Here is a 20,726-nt window from a genome sequence, read left to right on the forward strand (position 1 = left end):
AAAATCTATTCAACTGTTTCTATTCAATTAAGCCCTAGGATGGGTATTTTTATATACCTCTGCTATCTTGTTTTTTCTAGAAATAGTCGAGTATATTTGTGTTGCTGATAAATCCTTATGACCTAAAAGCTCCTGAACAGATTTTATATCTGCTCCATTTTGAAGAAGATGAACAGCGAAGGAATGTCTAAGGGTAAATGAATTTATAGTCTTATCTATTCCCGCTTCTTCAGCATAATATTTAATTATTTTCCAAAAACCCTGTCTTGTCATTTGCACACCTTTTAAATTTAAAAACAGTAAGTCTAAATTATAAATATTTAACTCAGTCCTTATTCTTAAATATTCTTGAAGGCAATTTACTGCAAAAGAACCTATAGGTATTATTCTCTCTTGTCTTTTACCATCCTTACATTTAATATAACATAATTTTAAGTTTATATCATAAGTAGTTAAATTTAAAAGCTCTGATACCTTCATTCCTGTAGCATACATTACTTCAAGCATAGCCTTATCCCTTATTCCTTTATTTACGCTAAGGTCTGGAAATGAAAGTAACTTGTCTACTTCTTCTATACTTAATATCTTAGGTATATTATGCTTAATTTTAGGTATTTCATAATCCATTACTGGATTTTCACTTATGATTCCCTTTTTCATTAGATACTTATAAAAGTTTCTTAAGGAAACAATATTTCTTACTATAGAAGAAACTGCCTTTCTTTCTTTTTGCAAATACTGTATATATGCCATTATAGTTACCGTTTCAATTTCCCTTATGTCTTCTTCTCTATTCTTTACAAAATCAATAAATCTACTTACATCTCTTACATAGGCATCTAAAGTATTTTTACTAAACTGTTTTTTCTCTAAATCTTCTATGTATTTTAACAAAAGATTATTCATAGTATTCTCCTACTCTTTGAAGCTTTTATTTTAATATCTTAAAAAATCTTTAAAAACAGTAACATAGTTGTTGATCAAATCTATATTTTTATTAACAATATTATGAACAAGTATGCTGTTATCATAAATGTTAGGTTTACATATATAATAATATAAAATAAAATCTAAAAACTTAGGTAAAAAGAAACCAAAAAAGATTAAAATTAAAAAGCATTTCAGAAATATTATTATAAAATCTGTAATGTTGCTTTTTATAGTCATAGTATAACACTTCCTATACTTGCTATAATAAATTTAATCATGTTAGGGGTAATATATGTCTCCATAAAGAAACCTAAAAACATAACAATACTTACTAGTACAAAGGAAAGAGAATAAGATGTAACTTTAACCCAAATACTAGAAGTCCACTGTCTATTATTCCTATCTTTAAATATCATCAACGAAAACTCCATTGCAAGTACAGAAGTGAATATTATACAGGGCACATATATAATATTTTGAGGTAACACCCCTAATAAGGAAAACCACATACCTTTTATACCCATGCCACTTATTACAAAACTCATCGTAAAGCCTATAGTAAACCCTTTTATAATATCAATAATTAGTATAACAGGTATCCCAATCATTGTTAGTCCCAGAAACCATACAGCTGCTAAAATAGGTATATTACTTTTTACTGTTTCTATAAATACACTCTGATAATTTACTCCCTGTGAATTAATAGTAGTACTAAAGTTGTTTAGGTAGCTCAAAAGATCATTTTTTTCAAAGCCCCCCATATACCTGACACTATATATACCCAGTACTATTCCTGTACATACACATAGGAGACTTACAACGTAAAGCCAAAAATTATTTTGCACATGTTTATTTACAACACCTAATATTTTGTTTTCTGACATTTTTTATCCCCCTTTTGTTTAATCATCTTTTTTATATTTATGACTAACAAGGGAGTTATATGACAAGCTATAAAAACATAAGTGCACTTATTGTTTTAGCATCTGTTATTTCACCGCTCTTTATCATTTCTTTTACCTTATCTATCTTTAATTCCTTTACACTAATAAACTCATCCTCATCTCCTAGGCCATCTTTACCTTTATAGAGATTTTCAGCTTTATATATGTAGATATACTCATCGCAAAAACCTGGACTTGTAACTACTTTCCCTAAGTATTTGAAGTCTTTAGCCTTATATCCTGTTTCTTCTTCAAGTTCTCTTATACCGCAAACTTCAATATCTTCACCCTTTTCGATTTTTCCTGCAGGAAGTTCTAAAAGAGTTCCCTCTATTGGTTTTCTAAATTGTTCTACTAGGAGTACTGTATCTTTATCTTTAAAAGCAATTATTGCTACACCACCACTGTGATTTACAATTTCCCTCTTTGATATTTTTCCATTTGGAAGCTCTACTGTATGGACATTTACATCTATTATTTTACCTTTATATATATTTTTACTTTCTATAGTGTTTTCAAAAAAATCCACTTTTACACCTCCCACATGATATAGTCCTATAACTAAATCTTAATTTATATTAATTCTATACTTTCAAAGTATAATTGTCAATTAAAGGAACATTAATATAACTCTGTTTTAAACTAAACCCAACTATAATACCCTTAGGCTTTTTACCTAAGGGTATGCTAAAAATTCATCCTATAACACCTAATTTCTCATGAATATAACAATTGATATTTCTATCAATGCTTTAGATCTCTTTGATCATTTATTTTCTCTATCAACTTTTTATAATATCTTATAATTTCCCTTAATTCCTCTTCTTTATCAGCATCGTCTACAATTTTATCTCTAAGTTCATTAATTCTGCTTACAATTAAATTTTCTATATTCTTAATTTCCTCCATATCTAATTCTACTTTCATTTTATCACCTTCCTTGTTAAATACTATGTGAATATAAATAATTTTAGAATTTTATATTTTAAAAATTTAAATTCATAATAATACTACTATTATTAATCTAATACCTTTTACTAATACAACTATATGATAGTATGTAACAAAAAATCTTCTTATTATGTTTTTACCTTTTCACATCAATAAGAAGATTTTTTTATGTTAACTAACTTTATTTTTTAATCTTAATTTATCTGCAACCATGGCAATAAACTCTGAGTTTGTTGGCTTGCCTTTGTCGTTATGTATTGTATATCCAAATATCTTATTTATTGTTTCCACTTGACCTCTTGACCATGCTACTTCAATTGCATGTCTTATAGCTCTTTCTACCCTACTTGCTGTAGTGTTGTACTTTTTAGCTATATTAGGATATAACTCCTTTGTAACTGCTGATAAAAGTTCCATATTATTCACTACCATAGTTATTGCTTCTCTTAGGTACATATATCCTTTAATATGGGCTGGCACTCCTATTTCATGTATAATATTGGTTATTTCCTGTTCTAAGTTAGTAGGTTCATTCTTAGCAAATTTTATTTCTGTAGTATCTATTATTGAAATACTCTTTTTTGCTTCTCCTCCACTACTTATAGTATTATTAAACATCTCTCTAATTCTTTTAGTAAATACATCCATGTCAAAAGGTTTAACTACATAATAATCTGCCCCAAGTGTAATAGCTCTTTGTGTAATTTTGTCTTGTCCAACAGCTGAAAGCACTATTATTCTCGGAATAGGATTTATATCCATACTATTCAATCTTTCTAAAACACCAAGTCCGTCTAGGTGAGGCATAATAATATCTAATACCACTAAATCCGGCTTCTTTTCTTCGATAAGTTTTAGAGCTTCTACTCCATCTTTAGCTATTCCTGTAACAACAATATCTCGCTGATTTAAAAGATAATCATTGAGAATATTACAAAACTCTTTGTTATCATCTGCAATAATTACACTTATTTTTGATTCTTCCATATTTATTACTCCCCTTTATTTTATTAATTCCCATATCTTTACAATAATACATTCGACAAAAGAATTTCAAATCCTTTTTTCAAACAAAAATTTTTAATAAAATCTCAAATAGAAGACAGCATATCTTTATGCTATCTTCTATTATACAATGATTTACCTGTATTTTACCATAGTTTTTACTTATATTTTAACTTTTTATAATTTTTTGTTTTTTTATTCCTATTTTTTTGTTATCTTATTTTGCTAAAATATTAGCATCTTTAAGCATCCATTCTATATAAATACCATATCCCACATCCGGTTTGTTAATTAAAACGTGGGTTACAGCTCCTACTATTTTGTTATCCTGTATTATAGGACTTCCACTCATTCCTTGAACAATTCCACCTGTTTTTTCAATAAGCTTTGAATCTGTAACTCTTATCACCATACTCTTTGGACCTGGCGTATCTTGGGACAGTAACTTCTCTATTTGTATATCGTAATATTTTGGCTCTTCACCATCTACAGTTGTTAATATCTTAGCAGGCCCTTCCTTTATTTCATCTCTAAGTGCTACTTTCATAGGCTTATAATGTTTATTTGATAATTTACTATTACTTTTACCAAAAACACCACACTCTGTATTTTTATATATTTTACCTAAAACTGAGTCTTCATCAATAAATATTCCTTTTAATTCTCCTGGATTTCCTCTTAGTCCTTTTTTAACTGATATTATTGAAGACGGTACTATTTCTCCAGAATCAATATTAAGAATAGTTCCTGTGTCTACATCAGTAATAGGATGGCCTAGAGCAGCAAACATCCCACTTTTTTCATCATAAAAAGTTAAGGTTCCAACTCCAGCAGTGGAATCTCTTACCCATAATCCTACTTTGTAGTTTTTATCTTCCTCATTCTTAACAGGCTTAACAATTTTTTCTGACTGCTGTCCTTTTCTTTCAACTGTAATTTTCAATTCTTTTCCTTCTGAATTATTAATCTCACTTTGGGTTTGTTCTGCATTTTTGATATTTACCCCATTTATTTTTACTATATTATCACCTATTTGTATTCCAGCTAATGCTGCCGGACTTGTTATTTTTCCTTTATCAGTTTTAATATCTGATAGGGCTACTACCAAAACTCCTTTTGTAGTTAACTTTACTCCTACTGGCTGCCCTCCTGGATATAAAACAATATCATTGCTAACAGCTTTAATTGATACAGATTTTACTGGAAAGACGCCAAGTACGTTAACACTTGCTTTTGTATCTTTTTCTATTATGTTTCTAAATCCCTTATTATTTTTTTCACATACCTTTACTAATGTATCAGACTTTAAATTTTGACCTTCTCGAATAAAAATAGTGGTAGGTATATTTTGAATTTTATAATAGGCAACTAATGTTATTAACAGGATAGGAATAGTTATCCAGCATAGAATGTTTCTGATTTTTTTGCCCATACTTTTACCTCCTGTTCTTATAGCATTTTTATGTTTTTAAGTTGCCCCTTTAGATATTTTATTATGCTATCATAAAGTTTCATTTAAAGTTAATACTTTGTTTTTAGCACCAAAATTTTGTTAAACTTTAATTATTAACATAAATATAGTTTTCTTTTAAATTATAAAAATTATTTATTATAAAACAAAAAAAGACTGCAAATAATTACAGTCTTTAGGAAATATCCTGTTTTAATTGAATTTTTTTTGTATCAGCCATTTTTATAAGTTCTTTAGCATGTTCAAGGGTAAGCTTTGTAACTTGAGAACCTCCAATCATTCTAGCTATCTCATATTCCTTTTCCTCTTCATTCATTTTTCTTACTCTAGTGTAGGTTTTTTCATCCTTTATCTCTTTTGAAACCCAATAATGCATGTCAGATATACATGCAATTTGTGGAAGATGTGTAACACAAAATACCTGATGCTTTTTCGATATAGAGTACATTTTCTCTGCCACACATTGTGCAATTCTTCCGCTTATTCCAGTATCTATTTCGTCAAATATGACAGAAGGAATCTGATCCTTGTCTACGAAGACAGTTTTTAGTGCCAGCATTATTCTAGATAGCTCTCCACCAGATACAACCTTTTCAAGAGACTTTAATGGTTCACCAGGGTTTGTAGATATTGTAAACTGTACCTTATCCATACCATTAGTGTTAAACTTATCCTCCATATCTACAAGAATTTTAAATATACTTTTTTCTAACCCTACAAAATCCAATTCGTGCTTTATTTTTACTTCTAAGTTTTCTGCTATGCAGCTTCTCTCTTTATGGAGCTCATAACCTATAACCTTTAAATCGTCTTTCAGCCTATTCTGCTCTCTTTTTAGTTCTTCGATAATTTCACTGCTATTTATTAATTCTTCATATTGATTCTTAATATTATCTCTATATTGAAGAATTTCCCGTACATTCTTTCCATATTTCTTTTTAAACCCATTTATTTGATATATTCTACTATTTATATATTCTAACTCATTCTCATCATAGTATATATTTTCTTTTATACTTCTGATCTGCTCTATACTTCCCTCTATATTATAATAAGCATCTTGAAGAGAATTGCATATATCTTTAACCTTTGGAAAACTACTTTCTAATGAAGAAAGTTCCTTAATAACAGTTCCCAAACTGTCATATATAGATTGAGAATTATCAGTACCATTATATAAAGCTGAATAGCACACATTTAGTGTTTTATTTATCCTTTCTGCATTAGAAAGGACTTTATATTTTTCTTCTAACTCTTCCTCTTCATTTGCTTTTAAGTTGGCAGCATTTATTTCATCTATTTGATATTTGAGAAAGTCTATAAGTTTTTCTCTTTCTCCATCTTTACCATTCAGTTCAAAAATCTTATTTTTTACTGTATTCAGCTTATTATATATTTCTCTATAATTTTCTAATATGCTTTTAATTCTGTTTTCTCCATAATTATCAATGTAGGAAATATGATTTTCAGGAGCTAATAAGTTCTGATTTTCATGCTGACCATGGATGTCTAATAAAGTACCACTTATTGTCTTAAGAGCTGATAACAAAATAGATTTTCCGTTAACCTTTGTTATACTCTTACCAGTTTGAAAGGTTTCTCTGCTTATTATAACCAAATCCTCTGCCTCTATATCTAATTCCTTAAGCATTTCATAAGTTTTAGAGTTTTCTAGTGAAAAAATAGCTTCAACGAAAGTTTTATTCTCTCCCGTTCTAATTAAATCTTTATTGAACTTGCTGCCAAGCACATAATTTACAGCATCTATTAATATCGACTTACCAGAGCCGGTTTCACCAGAAAGCACATTAAAGCCATCTTCAAAAGATATAGTTAAATTCTCTATCAACGCAAAGTTTTTTATGTTTAATTGAAGAAGCATGAATAAAAGCCTCCTACTGTGCAATCATTTTTTTCATCTTTTGACTTATTGTTTGAGCCTTTTCGTTGTCCCTTGCAAGTACAAAAATAGTATTATCTCCTGCTATAGTACCTGCTATTCCTTCAAAGTTTAAAGAATCAATAGCCTCTGCTGCTGCAGAAGCGGAACCAGATATAGTTTTTAAAATGACGAACTTATCAACACTCTCAACAGCAATAACTGTTTGAGAGAAAATGTTTACTAGCTTGTTTGACAAAAAGTTTTCAGTATGCATAATAGTTGCATATTTATATTTACCGCTATCCGACAAAACCTTTATAAGTTTTAATTCTTTTATGTCCCTAGATACAGTGGCTTGAGTAACATTCATACCGCTGCTTCTCAATTCTTCTGCAAGTTCCTCCTGAGTTTCTATATCCTTGGAATTTATTAATTCAAGTATTTTAGCGTGTCTTGTTACTTTCATATATTTCACCTTCACATTCCTTTGCTCTATAGGTAATTTTCTTTCTTAAAGTAGTAAAGTAATCATTACTTTCAAACTTTACTAATTTACATGTATAATTGGATCTACATATATCAATTGTTTTTGTGCTATCAGTTTCTATCCACTCTTGACCATCTACAGATAAAAAAACACTTTCGTTATCTCTTCTAACTCTAACAGATATCTTGCTGTTACCGCCAAGTACTATAGTTCTTGATGCCAGAGATTGGGAGTACATTGGTGTTAAAGCAATTGTATCCAATTCTGGATGTATTATTGGCCCTCCAGCAGCTAAATTATATGCAGTAGATCCTGTAGATGTACATACAATAATTCCATCTGCATTAAAAGTATTATAATACTTGTCATTAACAAAGACTTCATATTTTTGTATTCTAGAAGAAAGGGCTTTATATAGCACTACATCATTTAGTCCGCTATAAGTTTTTAATTTTCCATCTTCCTTATAGCTACATTCTAACATTGTTCTCTCTTCAATTACATAATCATTTTCAAAGAGACTTTTAATAGCAGAACCAATATCTAAACCATCAACCTGAGCTAAAAAACCTAAATGACCTATATTTATTCCTAAAATCGGAATACCTATCTTGTAGATATGTTTTAAAGTACTTAAAATAGTTCCATCCCCACCAAGTACAATGATTACGTCTAAACTTTTTTCTTCTAACTCTTCTAATCCATTACCATCCTCATAAACCCTGATACTAATATTCTTATTTTGATTTATAATAGCTTCTTTTATTAAATGCAACATTTCCCTATTAGGGTCTTTTGTTGTATTTACATTAATACCTATATTTCTCATAGTGCCTCCCCATTAAGCTCCTTATGCGCTAAGTTAACTATATCATCAATATATTTATCATCTACTGTTTCCTTATAGTCTCTTTCCTTAGTAAAGTAAATTAGGTATTCCATGTTTCCTTCTGGTCCTTTTATAGGTGAATAGTCTAAATCAATTATTCTTAAACCACTTTCTCTAATAAAATCTACAATTCCGCATATTACCTCTTTGTGAGTAGATTTTTCTCTCACAACACCCTTTTTCCCCACTTTTTCTCTTCCTGCTTCAAATTGAGGTTTAATTAAAGCCATTATTCTTCCCTCTTCATTAAGCAAGTTAATAACAGCAGGAACCACTTTTTTTAAGGATATAAAAGATACATCTATACTTGCAAAATCCGCCGCTTCTCCTATATCCTCTGGTGTCACATATCTTATATTTGTTCTTTCCATACATACTACTCGAGGATCTATTCTAAGCTTCCATGCAAACTGACCATATCCAACATCTATAGAAAAAACCTTTTTGGCACCATTTTGCAACATGCAGTCTGTAAATCCTCCTGTAGATGCGCCTATATCCATACAAGTTTTATTCTGCAAATCTATATCAAAATTTTTTACAGCTTTTTCAAGCTTTAATCCTCCCCTGCTTACGAAGGGCAGTTCCTCACCTCTGAATTCAATATTAGCACTTTCTTTTACCTTTTCCCCACATTTATCAAATCTTTGCCCATCAATGAATATCTCACCGGCCATAATACTTGCTCGAGCTCTTTCTCGGGAAGTAAATATGCCCTTTTTAACTAATAAAATATCCAGTCTTTCTTTTATTTCTGACATAGTAAACTCCTTCACACCCTAAACTATTTTCAATATACTTTTTACAATTCCTTCAGTATCCAATCCATGTAACTTATACAAGATATCCGGTTTTCCATGAGGTATAAATTCATCTCTAAATCCAAGATTTAAAACTTTAACCTTGCTATTTAAAGTATTTACAAACTCAAGTACGTAAGAACCTAACCCACCTCTAATTACGTTATCCTCTATAGTTACTATGTTAACGCCTTCTTCTACCAAATCTTCTAGTAATCTTTTATCCAAAGGTTTTACAAAACAAGCGTTTATAACTCTAACACTTATTCCTTCCTTCTCAAGCCTTTCTTTAACTAAAACTGCATGTTGAACCATCTTCCCCTGTGCAACTAAAGCTATCTGTCCCTTATTATACAACGTTTCCCAGGTACCTAATTTAAAGTTCTCTAATGGTTCTAAAGAAGCCCCTAAGTTATCTCCACCTCTTGGATATCTTATAGCTATAGGATAGTTTTGTTCAATTGACCATCTTAGCATAGTTTTAAGCTCTGGAATACACTTTGGAGACATAACAGTCATATTAGGCATATGTGTTAAATATGACAGGTCAAAGACTCCTTGATGTGTTTCACCATCATCTCCAACAATACCAGCTCTATCAATAGCAAATATAACCGGTAACTTTTGTATACAAATATCATGTAAAATTTGATCATAAGCCCTTTGAAGAAAAGTAGAGTATACTGCAAATACAGGTTTTAGTCCTTCTCGCGACATACCTGCTGCTAAAGTTACAGCATGCTGTTCTGCAATTCCAACATCGAAAAATCTATCAGGATATTTTTGTGAAAAGTTCTTAAGACCAGTACCATCTCTCATAGCTGCTGTTATAGCTACTACATTTTTTTTATTCTCCGAAATACTAACCAGTTCGTCTCCAAATGCCTTTGAATAAGTATCACTGGAGGTAACACATAATTCTCCACTATTACAATGAAAAGGTCCTATGCCGTGAAACTTTCCTGGATTTTTTTCTGCAAATTCATAACCTTTTCCTTTTCTCGTTATTACATGTATAATAACAGGCTCATTAATATTTTTAGCCTTAGATAGTACTTCTGTTACCTCTTTTATATTATGTCCGTCGATTGGTCCAAGATATTTTAGTCCCATATCTTCAAAAAACATGCCTGGTACTACCATCTGCTTTATACCATTCTTTATTCTTTCAAGATATTTCGCTACACCTTTACCAATGTTAGGAATTTTTTTCAAAGCATACTCTATCTCTTCTTTTAACCTATTGTATTTAGGATCTACCCTTAACTTGCTTAAGTAACTAGATACTCCTCCAACATTTTTACCAATAGACATCTGGTTATCATTTAATATTATTATCAGTTTTGTCTTTCTATATCCTACATCATTTAATGCCTCTAAAGCCATGCCTCCTGTTAGAGCTCCATCTCCTATTACTGCTACTACATCGTAGTTTTCATTCTTTAAGTCTCTAGCTCTTGCCATACCAAGGGCTGCAGAAATAGAAGTACTGCTGTGACCGGTTTCAAAAAAATCGTAAACACTTTCACATCTTTTAGGAAATCCACTAATACCGCCAAATTGTCTTAAGCCTTCAAACTTATCCTTTCTCCCTGTAAGTATTTTATGAATATAAGCTTGATGACCTACATCCCATATAAGTTTATCCTTGTTTAAATCAAAAACATTAAATAAGCTTAAGGTAAGTTCCACTACCCCAAGGTTAGAAGCTAGGTGTCCTCCTGTTCTAGAAACCTTGTCTATTAAAAATGATCTTATTTCGTCCGCTAACTGCTTCTGCTCATCTAATGACATGCTCTTTATATCATTAATATCCTTATAATTATCTAGTAAATTAGACATTTTCATCTATCCTTTTTTAAATAAAATTCAACTACTTTTCTCTATTTAATAAAAAAAGTGTTAAGTCTTTTAGTTTGACAGTATCACCACTTAATTTATCTAACACCTCTAAGCATTCTCCTGTAAGGGAATTACACATTTCTATACACTTATTTAAGCCGTAAACAGTTATAAATGTAGTTTTGTTGTTATCTATGTCACTTTTAGCCTTTTTGCCTAGAATCTCTGTTTCCCCGACAATATCTAAAATATCATCTTTTATCTGAAAAGCCAAACCAAGTTTTTGGCCAAAATAGTCTAAATCCTTTAATTCTCTTTTACTTGCTCCACCTAATATTGCGCCAGCTAATATGGAAGCCTTTATCAAAGCCCCTGTCTTTTTACTATGCATGTAGTAAAGCTGATCTACTGGTATTTTTGTATTCTCACTTAGGATATCAACTACTTGACCTCCTATCATTCCCTCTACTCCAGCACTTTCTGAAATTATTCTACACATATCAATTTCTCTCCTGCCTTTATCTAGACAGTACGTAAACATAATATTCATTGCCTCATTTAGAAGACCATCTCCTGCAAGAACCGCTATAGCATCACCAAAAACCTTATGATTAGTAGGCCTTCCTCTTCTTAAATCATCATTATCCATACAAGGTAAATCATCATGTATCAGCGAATAGGTATGAATCATCTCAATTGCCCCTGCTATCGGTAGAACTTCTCTATAATCTTCTTTATATAACATGTATGTTAACATAAAAAGTAACGGTCTTATTCTTTTTCCACCAGCATTTATACTGTACGCCATAGATTCATAGAGTTTTTTATTATAAGAGCCCTTCTCTTCGAAGTATTTTCCAAGCCAGTTATCAATTTCACTTCTTAAGGTTTCAACTGTGATTTGATTTTCTATACCCATATTATATTTCTCCATTCTTACTAGCTTTCTAACTGAAAATCCTTTTGTCCTTCTTCAGTGAGCAATTTTATCTTTCCTTCAGCCTCATTTAAAGTCTTGTAAAGCTTATTGCATAGCTTTATACCTTCTTCATATTTCTTCATACTCTCCTCTAAAGAAAGTTCCTTACTATCCATAACAGCTACAATTTCCTCAAGCTTTTCCATCATACTTTCGTAAGACTCGCTTTTTCTGGCCAAAATATCACTCCTTTATATCACTTCATTAATCTCTTCTAACCTTAATTCTGCCTTTCCGTCCTTTAATATTATTTTAATACTATCAGCTTCTTTTAGGGCATGAATTTCACTTATAATATTTTTATGCTTATCCTCAATTATTGCATATCCTTTATTTAAAATATTTAAGGGATTATGTGCTGAAAGTAATGCGTTAACTTTGATAAGTCTTTCTTTCTCTTTTTCCAACTTGCCTCTTGTTTTTAAATTTATTAACTCTCTAAGTCTATCAATACTGCTATACTGATTTGCAATATATGCAGTAGGATTGTTTATCTCTAGGTTATGTCTTAACATGTCAATTTCAGCTTTTTTTTCTGCTAGCTTTCTACTTACATAACCACTCATGTTGTTTTTACAAAATAGGATTTTATCCTTTAACTGACTGAGGCTGAACACTGCAATTTCTGCAGCCTGAGAAGGAGTCGCTGCTCTTCTGTCACTTACAAAATCTACTATTGTATAATCAATTTCATGTCCGACTCCTGTTATTATTGGCTTTTTAGAATTATAAACAGCATATGCCAACTCTTCATCATTGAAACACCAAAGTTCCTCAATTGAACCTCCGCCTCTTGCCAATATAATAAGATCTACGTCTTCTATCTTATTTAATACTTCTATACCCTTTATTATATCTTTACTAGCGTTAATTCCTTGAACTAATGCTGGATACACCACCATCTCCACACTTTTGTTTCTTGTTTTTGTAACATTAATTATATCTTTGATTGCTGCACCAGTTGGTGATGTTATAACTCCTATTTTTTGTACATATTTAGGTATAGCCTTCTTATGTTCATCTTTGAATAAACCTTCCAATTCAAGTCGATTTTTCAGTTTTTCAAAGGCTATATAAAGCTCTCCTATACCTTCTAATTCCATTTTGTCGCAATAGAATTGATAGGCTCCTTCTTTCTCATAAAGAGAAATTCGTCCTTTAACTATAACCTTCATTCCATTCTCTGGAAGGAAGGTTAAGTTTCTAGAATTTCCTTTAAACATTATGCAATTTATCTTGCTATTTTCATCTTTTAATGAAAAATACATATGTCCACTACTATGAAGTTTAAAATTTGATATTTCGCCTTTTATACTAGAATTAGATAATATGAAATCATTATCTAATACTTTTTTTATGTACTTATTTATTTCAGATACGGTTAAAGTTTTAATATACATATCATTTCTACCTTCTTAAGATTTATGTATAACTTTACTTATTCTTTATCATACTTCCTAAAACTCCGTTTATAAAAGAAGCTGACTTATCTGCAGAATACTTCTTTGCTAACTCAATAGCCTCATTTATAGATACATTTTCCGGAATAGTTTCTTCATATATAAATTCATATGTACATACTCTTAATATAGTAAGATCAACCTTAGATATTCTATTTAATTTCCAATTTTTAAGATGGTTTTCTATTTGCTTATCTATGGCTTCTCTATTTTCCTGAACTCCCTTAAGAACTCTTACGACGTATTCCATATCTACCTCTGCCAAATCAATATCTTCAGGGTTAGATTCTTTCTTTAAAGGTAGTCCAGTCTCTTCATCGAACTCTTCTCTATCTGCTTCGATATTTTCCTTTAAGTTAGATATAGCATCCTTAAAGTCTTCCTTATTTATTGTCATTTGAAATAACAGTTTCATAGCTAATTCTCTTGATTTTCTTCTGTTCATTTTTTCCTCCTACTTGGCTAAGTATTCTTCTATAATTAATTATTGTCATTTTAGATATAATTATACTTTAAACTATTACACTAGTTCAAGTTTAACTGTGGACAAGGAAACACCCTCTGAATACAGAGGGTGTAAATATTACTCTTCAATATCTTCCATAGTACCATCCGCTTTAGGAATCATAACATTTTGCACATGTATGTTTACTGCTGAAACGTTAAGTCCTGTCATTGATTCAACAGCTTTCTTTACGTTTTCCTGCACCTCTACGGCTACTTCAGGAATCCTTACTCCATAATCTACAACAACATATAAATCAATAGCAGCACTATTTTCTCCTACGCTTACCTTAACTCCTTTTGATAAGTTTTTCTTGCCAGTGAGTATCTGAGTTATGCCGCCAACTAAGCTAGCACTCATTCCAACTATACCTTTAACTTCTGTAGTAGCAAGACCTGCAATCACTCCCACTACTTCGTCGGATATCTTTACAATACCCATGTCAATTTCATTCCTAATATTTTCTTCCATTTTTATACCCCCTAGGTTTTGACATTATTCAAAAGGTAATCTTGTCTATATTATACCAAATAGATATTTCTTTTACAAACAAAATGTCCTTATTATTAATCTTATTATAGAATATTGCCCTGTTTTTATTGTAATATACATTTTCTAAACTTTTCAATATTTAAATTCTCCTATACAAAATAACAAGTTGTCCCTATCCTAATTCATTAATATGCTTTAAGATAGGGAGAACTTGTACATATGTTCAATCTAATTATTTATTTTACTGTTTTGTTTCAATCTCAACTTCCTGTGTCTTAGCTATTCCCATAACTACATTTTTTATTTCTCTTGTTTCTTTGTCTGTAAGCTTGTCTTTACCTTTAACTATCACTCTTACTTTATTATCTTCTATAGAACAAATAGCATCTTCATATCCTTTACTCTTTAAAGTTGCTTCTATCTTTGATTCATAGTTAGTATTCATTGCCAATTCAGTATACTTTTTAGCAGCTTCATCTCTGTTTTCTTTAGAAACATTTTTATCATCAATCAAAGTTTTTAGAGTTTGTAATGTTTGTGCACTTTTCTGGTCACGTGTTAACTTAGCTTCATCAAAGAACTGAGACTTACTGCTTTTCTTATCGTTGTTGTTAAAAGATACAGTACTATTTCCTGTTCCTGTTTCTCCTCCATTTACATACAATGGACTATTTAATTTTGTTGCAAGCACCCCCGCACAAACAATAAGAGCTAATAGTGTACAAATAATCACAGCTTGTTTCTTATTCATTTTAATTCCCCCTATCTACCTTTCTAAAAAATTATATGCTTAAAAATTTATTTATATACTACTTTTTCATAGGATAAACATTAACTTTATTTTCAGGAATATTAAATAAATTTATTACAGCTCTTGAAATTCTAATTTCTGTAACCTTGTTTTCAGCTCCTTCTGCTACAACGCAAACCCCTGAAACCTTTGGCTTATATGTTTTTACTATAAGAGGCTGAGATTTATCTCCTTCATTAGTGATAACTACAGTACTTCCATTATTTTTTTGGGTTGTATTTCTAGTACCACCCTCAGTATCCTTCTCTTCTGTTGTGCTAGTAGAATCATTTATATTAACAGCGGGCACCTGTTCCTCTCCAGTCTCAAAGCTAACCATTACTTCTACTTTTCCAACTCCGTCAATTTGCTCTAAAGTATCTTTCAATTTTTCTTGAACTTCATTCTCGTAATCACTAGGATTCTTTTCTGTTGAACTAGTTTTATCTGTTTTATTTTCCTTGCCGTCCCCAGAAGCGTTTAAGGTTTGCATATTAGGTACTGATGCTGTTTTAAAGGTACTATAGGTCAAAACTACTAAGACACCTAATAAAACAACTATAGCTAAGTTGGCCATAATCTTCTTGTCAGAAGAATTTTTAGCAGTATCACTATCTTTTTTAGTGAGCTTTTCCAGTAACTTTTTCAAATCCATACATTTCCTCTCCTTTTTATCTTTTTTATCCTACTTTATATGTTTTGTTTTATATTAGGTCCAAAATTTTGCACAGGTTAACTGTTTGTCTATAATTATCTATGTTTTATAATGCTTTCAATTTTAAAACGTTATATGCCTACTGCAACATTAACTACTGCTATTTAAAGCTTTGATACCTGGATGATGTCCTTAGATACCTTTAACTCATCACTTAAATATTTCTTTATTTCTGTACTTTTTTCAGCATCTATGTTCTCCGTACTGTTTACAGACTTACTATCTCCTCCTATCTGGATTCTTTTAACTTTTTCAACAGCTCCATCTTTAACTCCCACCTTAACATCTTTTATTGTAAGCTTATCATTTTCGCTATCATAAGCAGCTTCTACATCTACTTTATAATTTCCCTCAGGATACTTTTCTTTCAACTTTTTTTCACAGTTAGATTGCAAATTTAGCTTAAACACCTCTAAGGTTGTGCTTATGTTTTTTTCCTTATATTGCTTAAAGTCATTTTCAGTTTTCTTTTCATCAAAATTTTCTATTACATTAGCTGTATAAGTATTGATATCAAAGTTTCTATCAAAAATTTTAATTATTGGATTTATAAAAACTGTAATTAAGATTAATCCTAGTACAAATTTTGCATACTTTTTCATACTGTTATCCGGTAGTATCATTTCTACAGCTGTAATAAAGAATACAGCTGTACAAATACCTATAAGCCATTCTCTAAGTGTTTGTATCAATGTTCACCACACTCCTTCATATGTTTGCTTATTTCCTTTTTATGTTCCTATCATTACCTTACCAGCAGTGGATATTATAGCTATCATTATGAAAAACATAACTGATACACATATAAGGCAGGATGTCACTAAAACAATTGAACTACCTGCAGAATTTATGCAATTTACTAACCTACTGTCACTAATTGGTTCTATGAGAGCTGCTGTTAATTTAAATAAAAAGGACATAATAAATAATTTGATTATAGGAAAAAGCATAATGACTATAAGTACTACTAATCCAAAACTACTCAAAGCATTTTTAAGTAAAATTGAATACCCTGCCACTGTAGATATAGCATCTGAAAGACTCTTTCCCACTATTGGTATAAAGTTATCTACCGCGAACTTAGCAGTCTTAGCAGTAACTTCGTCTATAGTCTTGGCGCTGATGCCTCTTATAGTGATTATCCCAATAAAGATAGTCATTATAATTCCTTGCATCCACATAGCTACTTGATTTAATAACTTTGTAAGCTTGTCAATTTTATACTCTGAAGATAAATTGTTTACAAATTGGAGCACGAAGGTCATACATATTATAGGGATTATAACATCTATAAATATTTTTGCACTTATAGTTATTGCTCCTATGATGATAGGATCCATTATAGCAGCCTCCACAAATCCGCCTACACTGGCAACAAGCATTATTAGGATTGGTACTAAAGCTGTCATAAATTCTGACATCTCTTTTATAGTTGTTCTTGCAGTATCTACACCTATATAGAAACTTTTAGCCATTATTATTATCAAAAGAGAGTAACAGGCGAAGTATGCTATATTCGATAGACTCTCACTGGTGAAAGCCTTTTGTAAGTTAGTTAAAAGTGCACAAATAAGTGCAATGACAACTAAAAGAGCTAATAATTTCAATGAAGCTGCTAGCTCTCTAAATGCATATACACTTAAATCTCTAGCTAACTTTTTAGTTGATATTTTGCCATCCCCAGTTTTTATAAAGTCCTTTACATATGTCTTGGCATCAATTCCATCTAGAAGTTCGTACTTAGTTTTCATGTTTGTAATATAATCGTAAAAGCGTTCCACCTGCTCGTTTTCAGTACTCTGTTGAGTACTTACTGCACTATTATTAATTTCCGAAGCTTGGACATTAAAGCATGTCATAAGAATCATAAGTAAAACCAATATTATTCTCTTCATGTTAACACCTACATAATCTTTAGAATTGACTGCAGTACAGCCATAAGTATAGGAATTGCCAGTACTAAGATAAGAATTTTTCCAGCAAACTCAACCTTAGCACCTATGTTTCCCTGTCCAGCATCCCTACATATTTCACTGCAGAAAGATGCCAAATAGGCTATTGCAAGTATTTTAAAAACAGTTGTTAAGTATATAAAATCAATGTTAGCCTTGGTAGCTAACTGTTGAATAAACTGAAGTATTGCCGTAATCTTAGTTATCATAAATATAAAAATAACTACTCCTACTGCTATACTTACATGGGCCGCCAAATCATCCCTTCGACCTTTAAAAAGCAAGACTATAAATAATGCCATAAAGCCAAAAGCAACAATTTTTATTATTTCCATAATTTCCTCCTAAAGTTGAAACATTGTTCTTACTGTAGTAAATAACTTATTCACTAAATTTATCACCATCATGAGCACTATCAAAATACCAGCCAAATTTGTTACCACGGCATAGTCTCCTTTTCCACTGGCCTCTAAGACTTTGTTTATGAGTATTACTATGATACCTACCCCTGCAATTTTAAATATTAAACTTATATCCAACATTATACGTGCCCCCTTTTTTTATAATATTCAAAGTTATTTTCAGAAAATATTTATTTCTGTGAGTTTAAATTAAAATTATAACCAGCATGGCACCAAAGGAAAATCCAAGATACCTATACATTTTTAAATTCTTACTCATCAACTCTTCTGAAATTTTAAGCTGTTTCTTTATATTCTCAAGAGTCAGTGCAAACATCTTCTGTTGCCCTTCTATATCTGATTCTCCAAGGGTCTTGGACAAATCTAATATTACATTTATATCCTCTCTTTTTAAATTGAGATCTTCTCTTTTTTTTATAAATACATTTCTAAAAGCTTCATATACATCATCTACTTCTCCATCAAATAGCAAATTAGATATATCTTCAAAAATATCTTTTATAGGATAGTTGCTTTTTTTTGATATATCCATAATAGCCTCTGGAAGGGGAGTATGAGTATACACTATTTCATTTTGAAGCTGATGTATGCATCTACGAAGTTCATTCAACTGGTTTGTTCTTTTCTTAAATCTTTCACCATATATAAATCCAATTCCAGTGGAAGCAAGTAAAATCATCATGCAACCAATAACTTTTAGCATTCTACCCCCTCCATATTACTGACTTATTGTCAAAATCATACACATATTCTACCGTACCTACACCTTTTTTATTACTAAGCACAATAGCTCTTTTAAAAACGTTATTTTCTATAATTTCCTTAAACACTGGCCTATTGTATAAATCCTCTATGTCATATCCATGTATCGTAGTGATTAGGTTTACTCCGGAATTTAAAGCTGTTAAAACACTATCCATATCCTTGTATGTGCCGATTTCATCACAGACTATTACATCCGGCGACATACTTCTTATTGCCATTATTATTCCTTCACTTTTAGGGCATCCATCTAAAATGTCTGTTCTAATGCCAATATTAAGCTGTGGTGAGCCGCTGTAACAGGCACCAAGCTCACTTCTTTCATCAATTACACAAACTTTTCTCCCAATGAGACCTATCTTATCTATACCGTCAGATATATTACGAACTATATCTCTAAGTAATGTAGTTTTTCCACACTTAGGTGGCGAAATAATTATTGTGTTAATTACCTGATTGTTACTTAAAATGAATTTCATAATTGAGTCTGAACAAAATAAAATTTCCCTGCAAATTCTTATATTTACTGATGCAATATTCCTTATGGTTTTTACCTGGTTTCCTTCCACTACACACCTTCCACATATTCCCACTCTATGTCCACCTTTAATAGTTATATATCCTTGTTTTATCTCTTCTTCAAAGGCATAAATGGAATAGCTACTCATTCTCTGAATAATACTTTTCAAATCCTCTGCCCTAGGAATATATTTATGAATAATTTCCCTATTGCCAGCCTGTAGTACCAATGGCTTGTCTGCTCTTATTCTTATCTCTTCTAAATCCTTTAAATTAATATAATCATCTAGAGCAGTTTTTATGTTTTGTGGTAAAATATTTAATATCTCTTTTGTATCTATCTTTCTCATCTCCTTTCTTTATATTAATTTCTATTTTCATTTCTCTAAAATTATTCCAATTAAAATAAAAAAAGTTAAAGTATTAAAATAAAAAATACCACACCAATGAATTTCTCCATTAGTGTGGTATTTCTATTTTATATAGATTTATTAGGTGTTACTTGTCGCCTTGGCATTGACAATTGGTAATAGGCGTCTTATTATGGCAATTTGGACATGTTATCTCTTCCCTCTGACTTAGTAGTTCCTTATCAACATATATATCATCTTTACAAACAGGACAACTTAATTGGATGAAGTTATTTCCTTCGTCTTCATAGGCCTCATATTCGTTGTCATAAATGCCATCTTGCAATTCTGCTAAATCTTCATCAATAGCATCGATATACTGTTCCATATCTATTTGTGCTTCAGATATATCTGACATTTCTTCTGCCATATCCTTAAGTACGTTGACAATCTCAACTAAGACTCTTCCTTCCTTAGTGTTTTTGTCAATATCTAATCCATCCACTAACCCGCTAAGGTAGGAAACCTTTGAGATAATAGAATTCATCAAATCACATCCTTAAACTTATTTTGCCATTA

General features: G+C 30.9%; 25 protein-coding genes. All 25 read right to left on the bottom strand.

Annotated elements, in window-relative coordinates:
• Positions 1-27: 27 nt before the first annotated feature.
• The 25 genes from xerD to N4T77_RS05455 all read right to left on the bottom strand — a co-directional run bounded on the left by xerD (position 28) and on the right by N4T77_RS05455 (position 20,694).
• A complete protein-coding gene (xerD, locus tag N4T77_RS05335; protein ID WP_261670719.1) occupies positions 28-906 on the bottom strand; it encodes a site-specific tyrosine recombinase XerD in 879 nt (292 codons plus the stop codon).
• A 257-nt stretch (positions 907-1,163) separates the two neighbouring features.
• Entirely contained in the window at positions 1,164-1,814 is a 651-nt protein-coding gene (spoIIM, locus tag N4T77_RS05340) for a stage II sporulation protein M (protein ID WP_261670720.1), read from the bottom strand.
• Between the two features lie 67 nt (positions 1,815-1,881).
• Positions 1,882-2,403 (bottom strand): NUDIX hydrolase, encoded by a 522-nt coding sequence (locus N4T77_RS05345; RefSeq protein ID WP_261670721.1) that lies wholly within the window; start codon positions 2,401-2,403, stop codon positions 1,882-1,884.
• Positions 2,404-2,618: 215 nt separating this feature from the next.
• On the bottom strand, positions 2,619-2,801 hold the full coding sequence (locus tag N4T77_RS05350) for a hypothetical protein (protein ID WP_261670722.1): 183 nt from the start codon (positions 2,799-2,801) through the stop codon (positions 2,619-2,621).
• A 195-nt stretch (positions 2,802-2,996) separates the two neighbouring features.
• Positions 2,997-3,812 carry a sporulation transcription factor Spo0A gene (spo0A, locus tag N4T77_RS05355; protein WP_261670723.1) on the bottom strand — a complete coding sequence of 272 codons (816 nt, stop codon included), beginning with the start codon at positions 3,810-3,812 and terminating at the stop codon, positions 2,997-2,999.
• Positions 3,813-4,047: 235 nt separating this feature from the next.
• Positions 4,048-5,262, bottom strand: coding sequence for a SpoIVB peptidase (gene spoIVB, locus N4T77_RS05360; protein WP_261670724.1), 1,215 nt, complete (start codon positions 5,260-5,262; stop codon positions 4,048-4,050).
• Positions 5,263-5,476: 214 nt separating this feature from the next.
• Complete coding sequence (recN, locus tag N4T77_RS05365) at positions 5,477-7,183, bottom strand: DNA repair protein RecN (protein ID WP_261670725.1); 1,707 nt, start codon at positions 7,181-7,183, stop codon at positions 5,477-5,479.
• A gap of 13 nt (positions 7,184-7,196) precedes the next feature.
• Entirely contained in the window at positions 7,197-7,649 is a 453-nt protein-coding gene (locus N4T77_RS05370) for an arginine repressor (protein WP_261670726.1), read from the bottom strand.
• Entirely contained in the window at positions 7,627-8,499 is an 873-nt protein-coding gene (locus N4T77_RS05375; RefSeq protein ID WP_261670727.1) for an NAD(+)/NADH kinase, read from the bottom strand. The genes N4T77_RS05370 and N4T77_RS05375 overlap by 23 nt, the downstream gene beginning before the upstream one ends.
• Positions 8,496-9,320, bottom strand: coding sequence for a TlyA family RNA methyltransferase (locus N4T77_RS05380; protein WP_261670728.1), 825 nt, complete (start codon positions 9,318-9,320; stop codon positions 8,496-8,498). Before N4T77_RS05380 ends, N4T77_RS05375 begins: the two co-directional genes overlap by 4 nt.
• A gap of 18 nt (positions 9,321-9,338) precedes the next feature.
• On the bottom strand, positions 9,339-11,201 hold the full coding sequence (dxs, locus tag N4T77_RS05385; RefSeq protein ID WP_261670729.1) for a 1-deoxy-D-xylulose-5-phosphate synthase: 1,863 nt from the start codon (positions 11,199-11,201) through the stop codon (positions 9,339-9,341).
• A 31-nt stretch (positions 11,202-11,232) separates the two neighbouring features.
• Positions 11,233-12,120, bottom strand: coding sequence for a polyprenyl synthetase family protein (locus N4T77_RS05390; protein WP_261670731.1), 888 nt, complete (start codon positions 12,118-12,120; stop codon positions 11,233-11,235).
• Between the two features lie 20 nt (positions 12,121-12,140).
• Positions 12,141-12,359, bottom strand: a complete 219-nt coding sequence (locus N4T77_RS05395; RefSeq protein WP_261670732.1) for an exodeoxyribonuclease VII small subunit — start codon at positions 12,357-12,359, stop codon at positions 12,141-12,143.
• Positions 12,360-12,371: 12 nt separating this feature from the next.
• The gene (gene xseA / locus N4T77_RS05400; protein WP_261670733.1) at positions 12,372-13,580 is read right to left on the bottom strand and encodes an exodeoxyribonuclease VII large subunit; all 1,209 of its coding nucleotides are present in this window, start codon (positions 13,578-13,580) and stop codon (positions 12,372-12,374) included.
• A gap of 34 nt (positions 13,581-13,614) precedes the next feature.
• Positions 13,615-14,085, bottom strand: coding sequence for a transcription antitermination factor NusB (nusB, locus tag N4T77_RS05405; RefSeq protein WP_261670734.1), 471 nt, complete (start codon positions 14,083-14,085; stop codon positions 13,615-13,617).
• 138 nt (positions 14,086-14,223) lie between these two features.
• Positions 14,224-14,616 (bottom strand): Asp23/Gls24 family envelope stress response protein, encoded by a 393-nt coding sequence (locus N4T77_RS05410; protein ID WP_261670735.1) that lies wholly within the window; start codon positions 14,614-14,616, stop codon positions 14,224-14,226.
• Positions 14,617-14,878: 262 nt separating this feature from the next.
• Positions 14,879-15,388, bottom strand: a complete 510-nt coding sequence (locus N4T77_RS05415) for a SpoIIIAH-like family protein (RefSeq protein ID WP_261670736.1) — start codon at positions 15,386-15,388, stop codon at positions 14,879-14,881.
• 58 nt (positions 15,389-15,446) lie between these two features.
• A complete protein-coding gene (spoIIIAG, locus tag N4T77_RS05420) occupies positions 15,447-16,082 on the bottom strand; it encodes a stage III sporulation protein AG (protein WP_261670737.1) in 636 nt (211 codons plus the stop codon).
• Positions 16,083-16,246: 164 nt separating this feature from the next.
• Positions 16,247-16,834, bottom strand: coding sequence for a stage III sporulation protein AF (gene spoIIIAF / locus N4T77_RS05425; protein WP_261670738.1), 588 nt, complete (start codon positions 16,832-16,834; stop codon positions 16,247-16,249).
• Positions 16,835-16,873: 39 nt separating this feature from the next.
• Positions 16,874-18,037: a stage III sporulation protein AE gene (gene spoIIIAE / locus N4T77_RS05430; RefSeq protein ID WP_261670739.1), complete on the bottom strand. Its 1,164-nt coding sequence runs from the start codon at positions 18,035-18,037 to the stop codon at positions 16,874-16,876.
• An 8-nt stretch (positions 18,038-18,045) separates the two neighbouring features.
• Positions 18,046-18,429 (bottom strand): stage III sporulation protein AD, encoded by a 384-nt coding sequence (gene spoIIIAD / locus N4T77_RS05435; protein ID WP_261670740.1) that lies wholly within the window; start codon positions 18,427-18,429, stop codon positions 18,046-18,048.
• A gap of 9 nt (positions 18,430-18,438) precedes the next feature.
• Positions 18,439-18,636, bottom strand: coding sequence for a stage III sporulation protein AC (gene spoIIIAC, locus N4T77_RS05440; RefSeq protein ID WP_261670741.1), 198 nt, complete (start codon positions 18,634-18,636; stop codon positions 18,439-18,441).
• Between the two features lie 64 nt (positions 18,637-18,700).
• Positions 18,701-19,219 (bottom strand): stage III sporulation protein SpoIIIAB, encoded by a 519-nt coding sequence (gene spoIIIAB / locus N4T77_RS05445; protein ID WP_261670742.1) that lies wholly within the window; start codon positions 19,217-19,219, stop codon positions 18,701-18,703.
• A gap of 1 nt (position 19,220) precedes the next feature.
• Positions 19,221-20,138: a stage III sporulation protein AA gene (gene spoIIIAA, locus N4T77_RS05450; RefSeq protein WP_261670983.1), complete on the bottom strand. Its 918-nt coding sequence runs from the start codon at positions 20,136-20,138 to the stop codon at positions 19,221-19,223.
• Between the two features lie 157 nt (positions 20,139-20,295).
• Entirely contained in the window at positions 20,296-20,694 is a 399-nt protein-coding gene (locus N4T77_RS05455) for a CD1247 N-terminal domain-containing protein (protein WP_261670743.1), read from the bottom strand.
• Positions 20,695-20,726 lie beyond the last annotated feature (32 nt).

The sequence above is a fragment of the Clostridium sp. CX1 genome (genome assembly GCF_025398335.1).
Classification (GTDB): domain Bacteria; phylum Bacillota; class Clostridia; order Clostridiales; family Clostridiaceae; genus Clostridium_AM; species Clostridium_AM tanneri.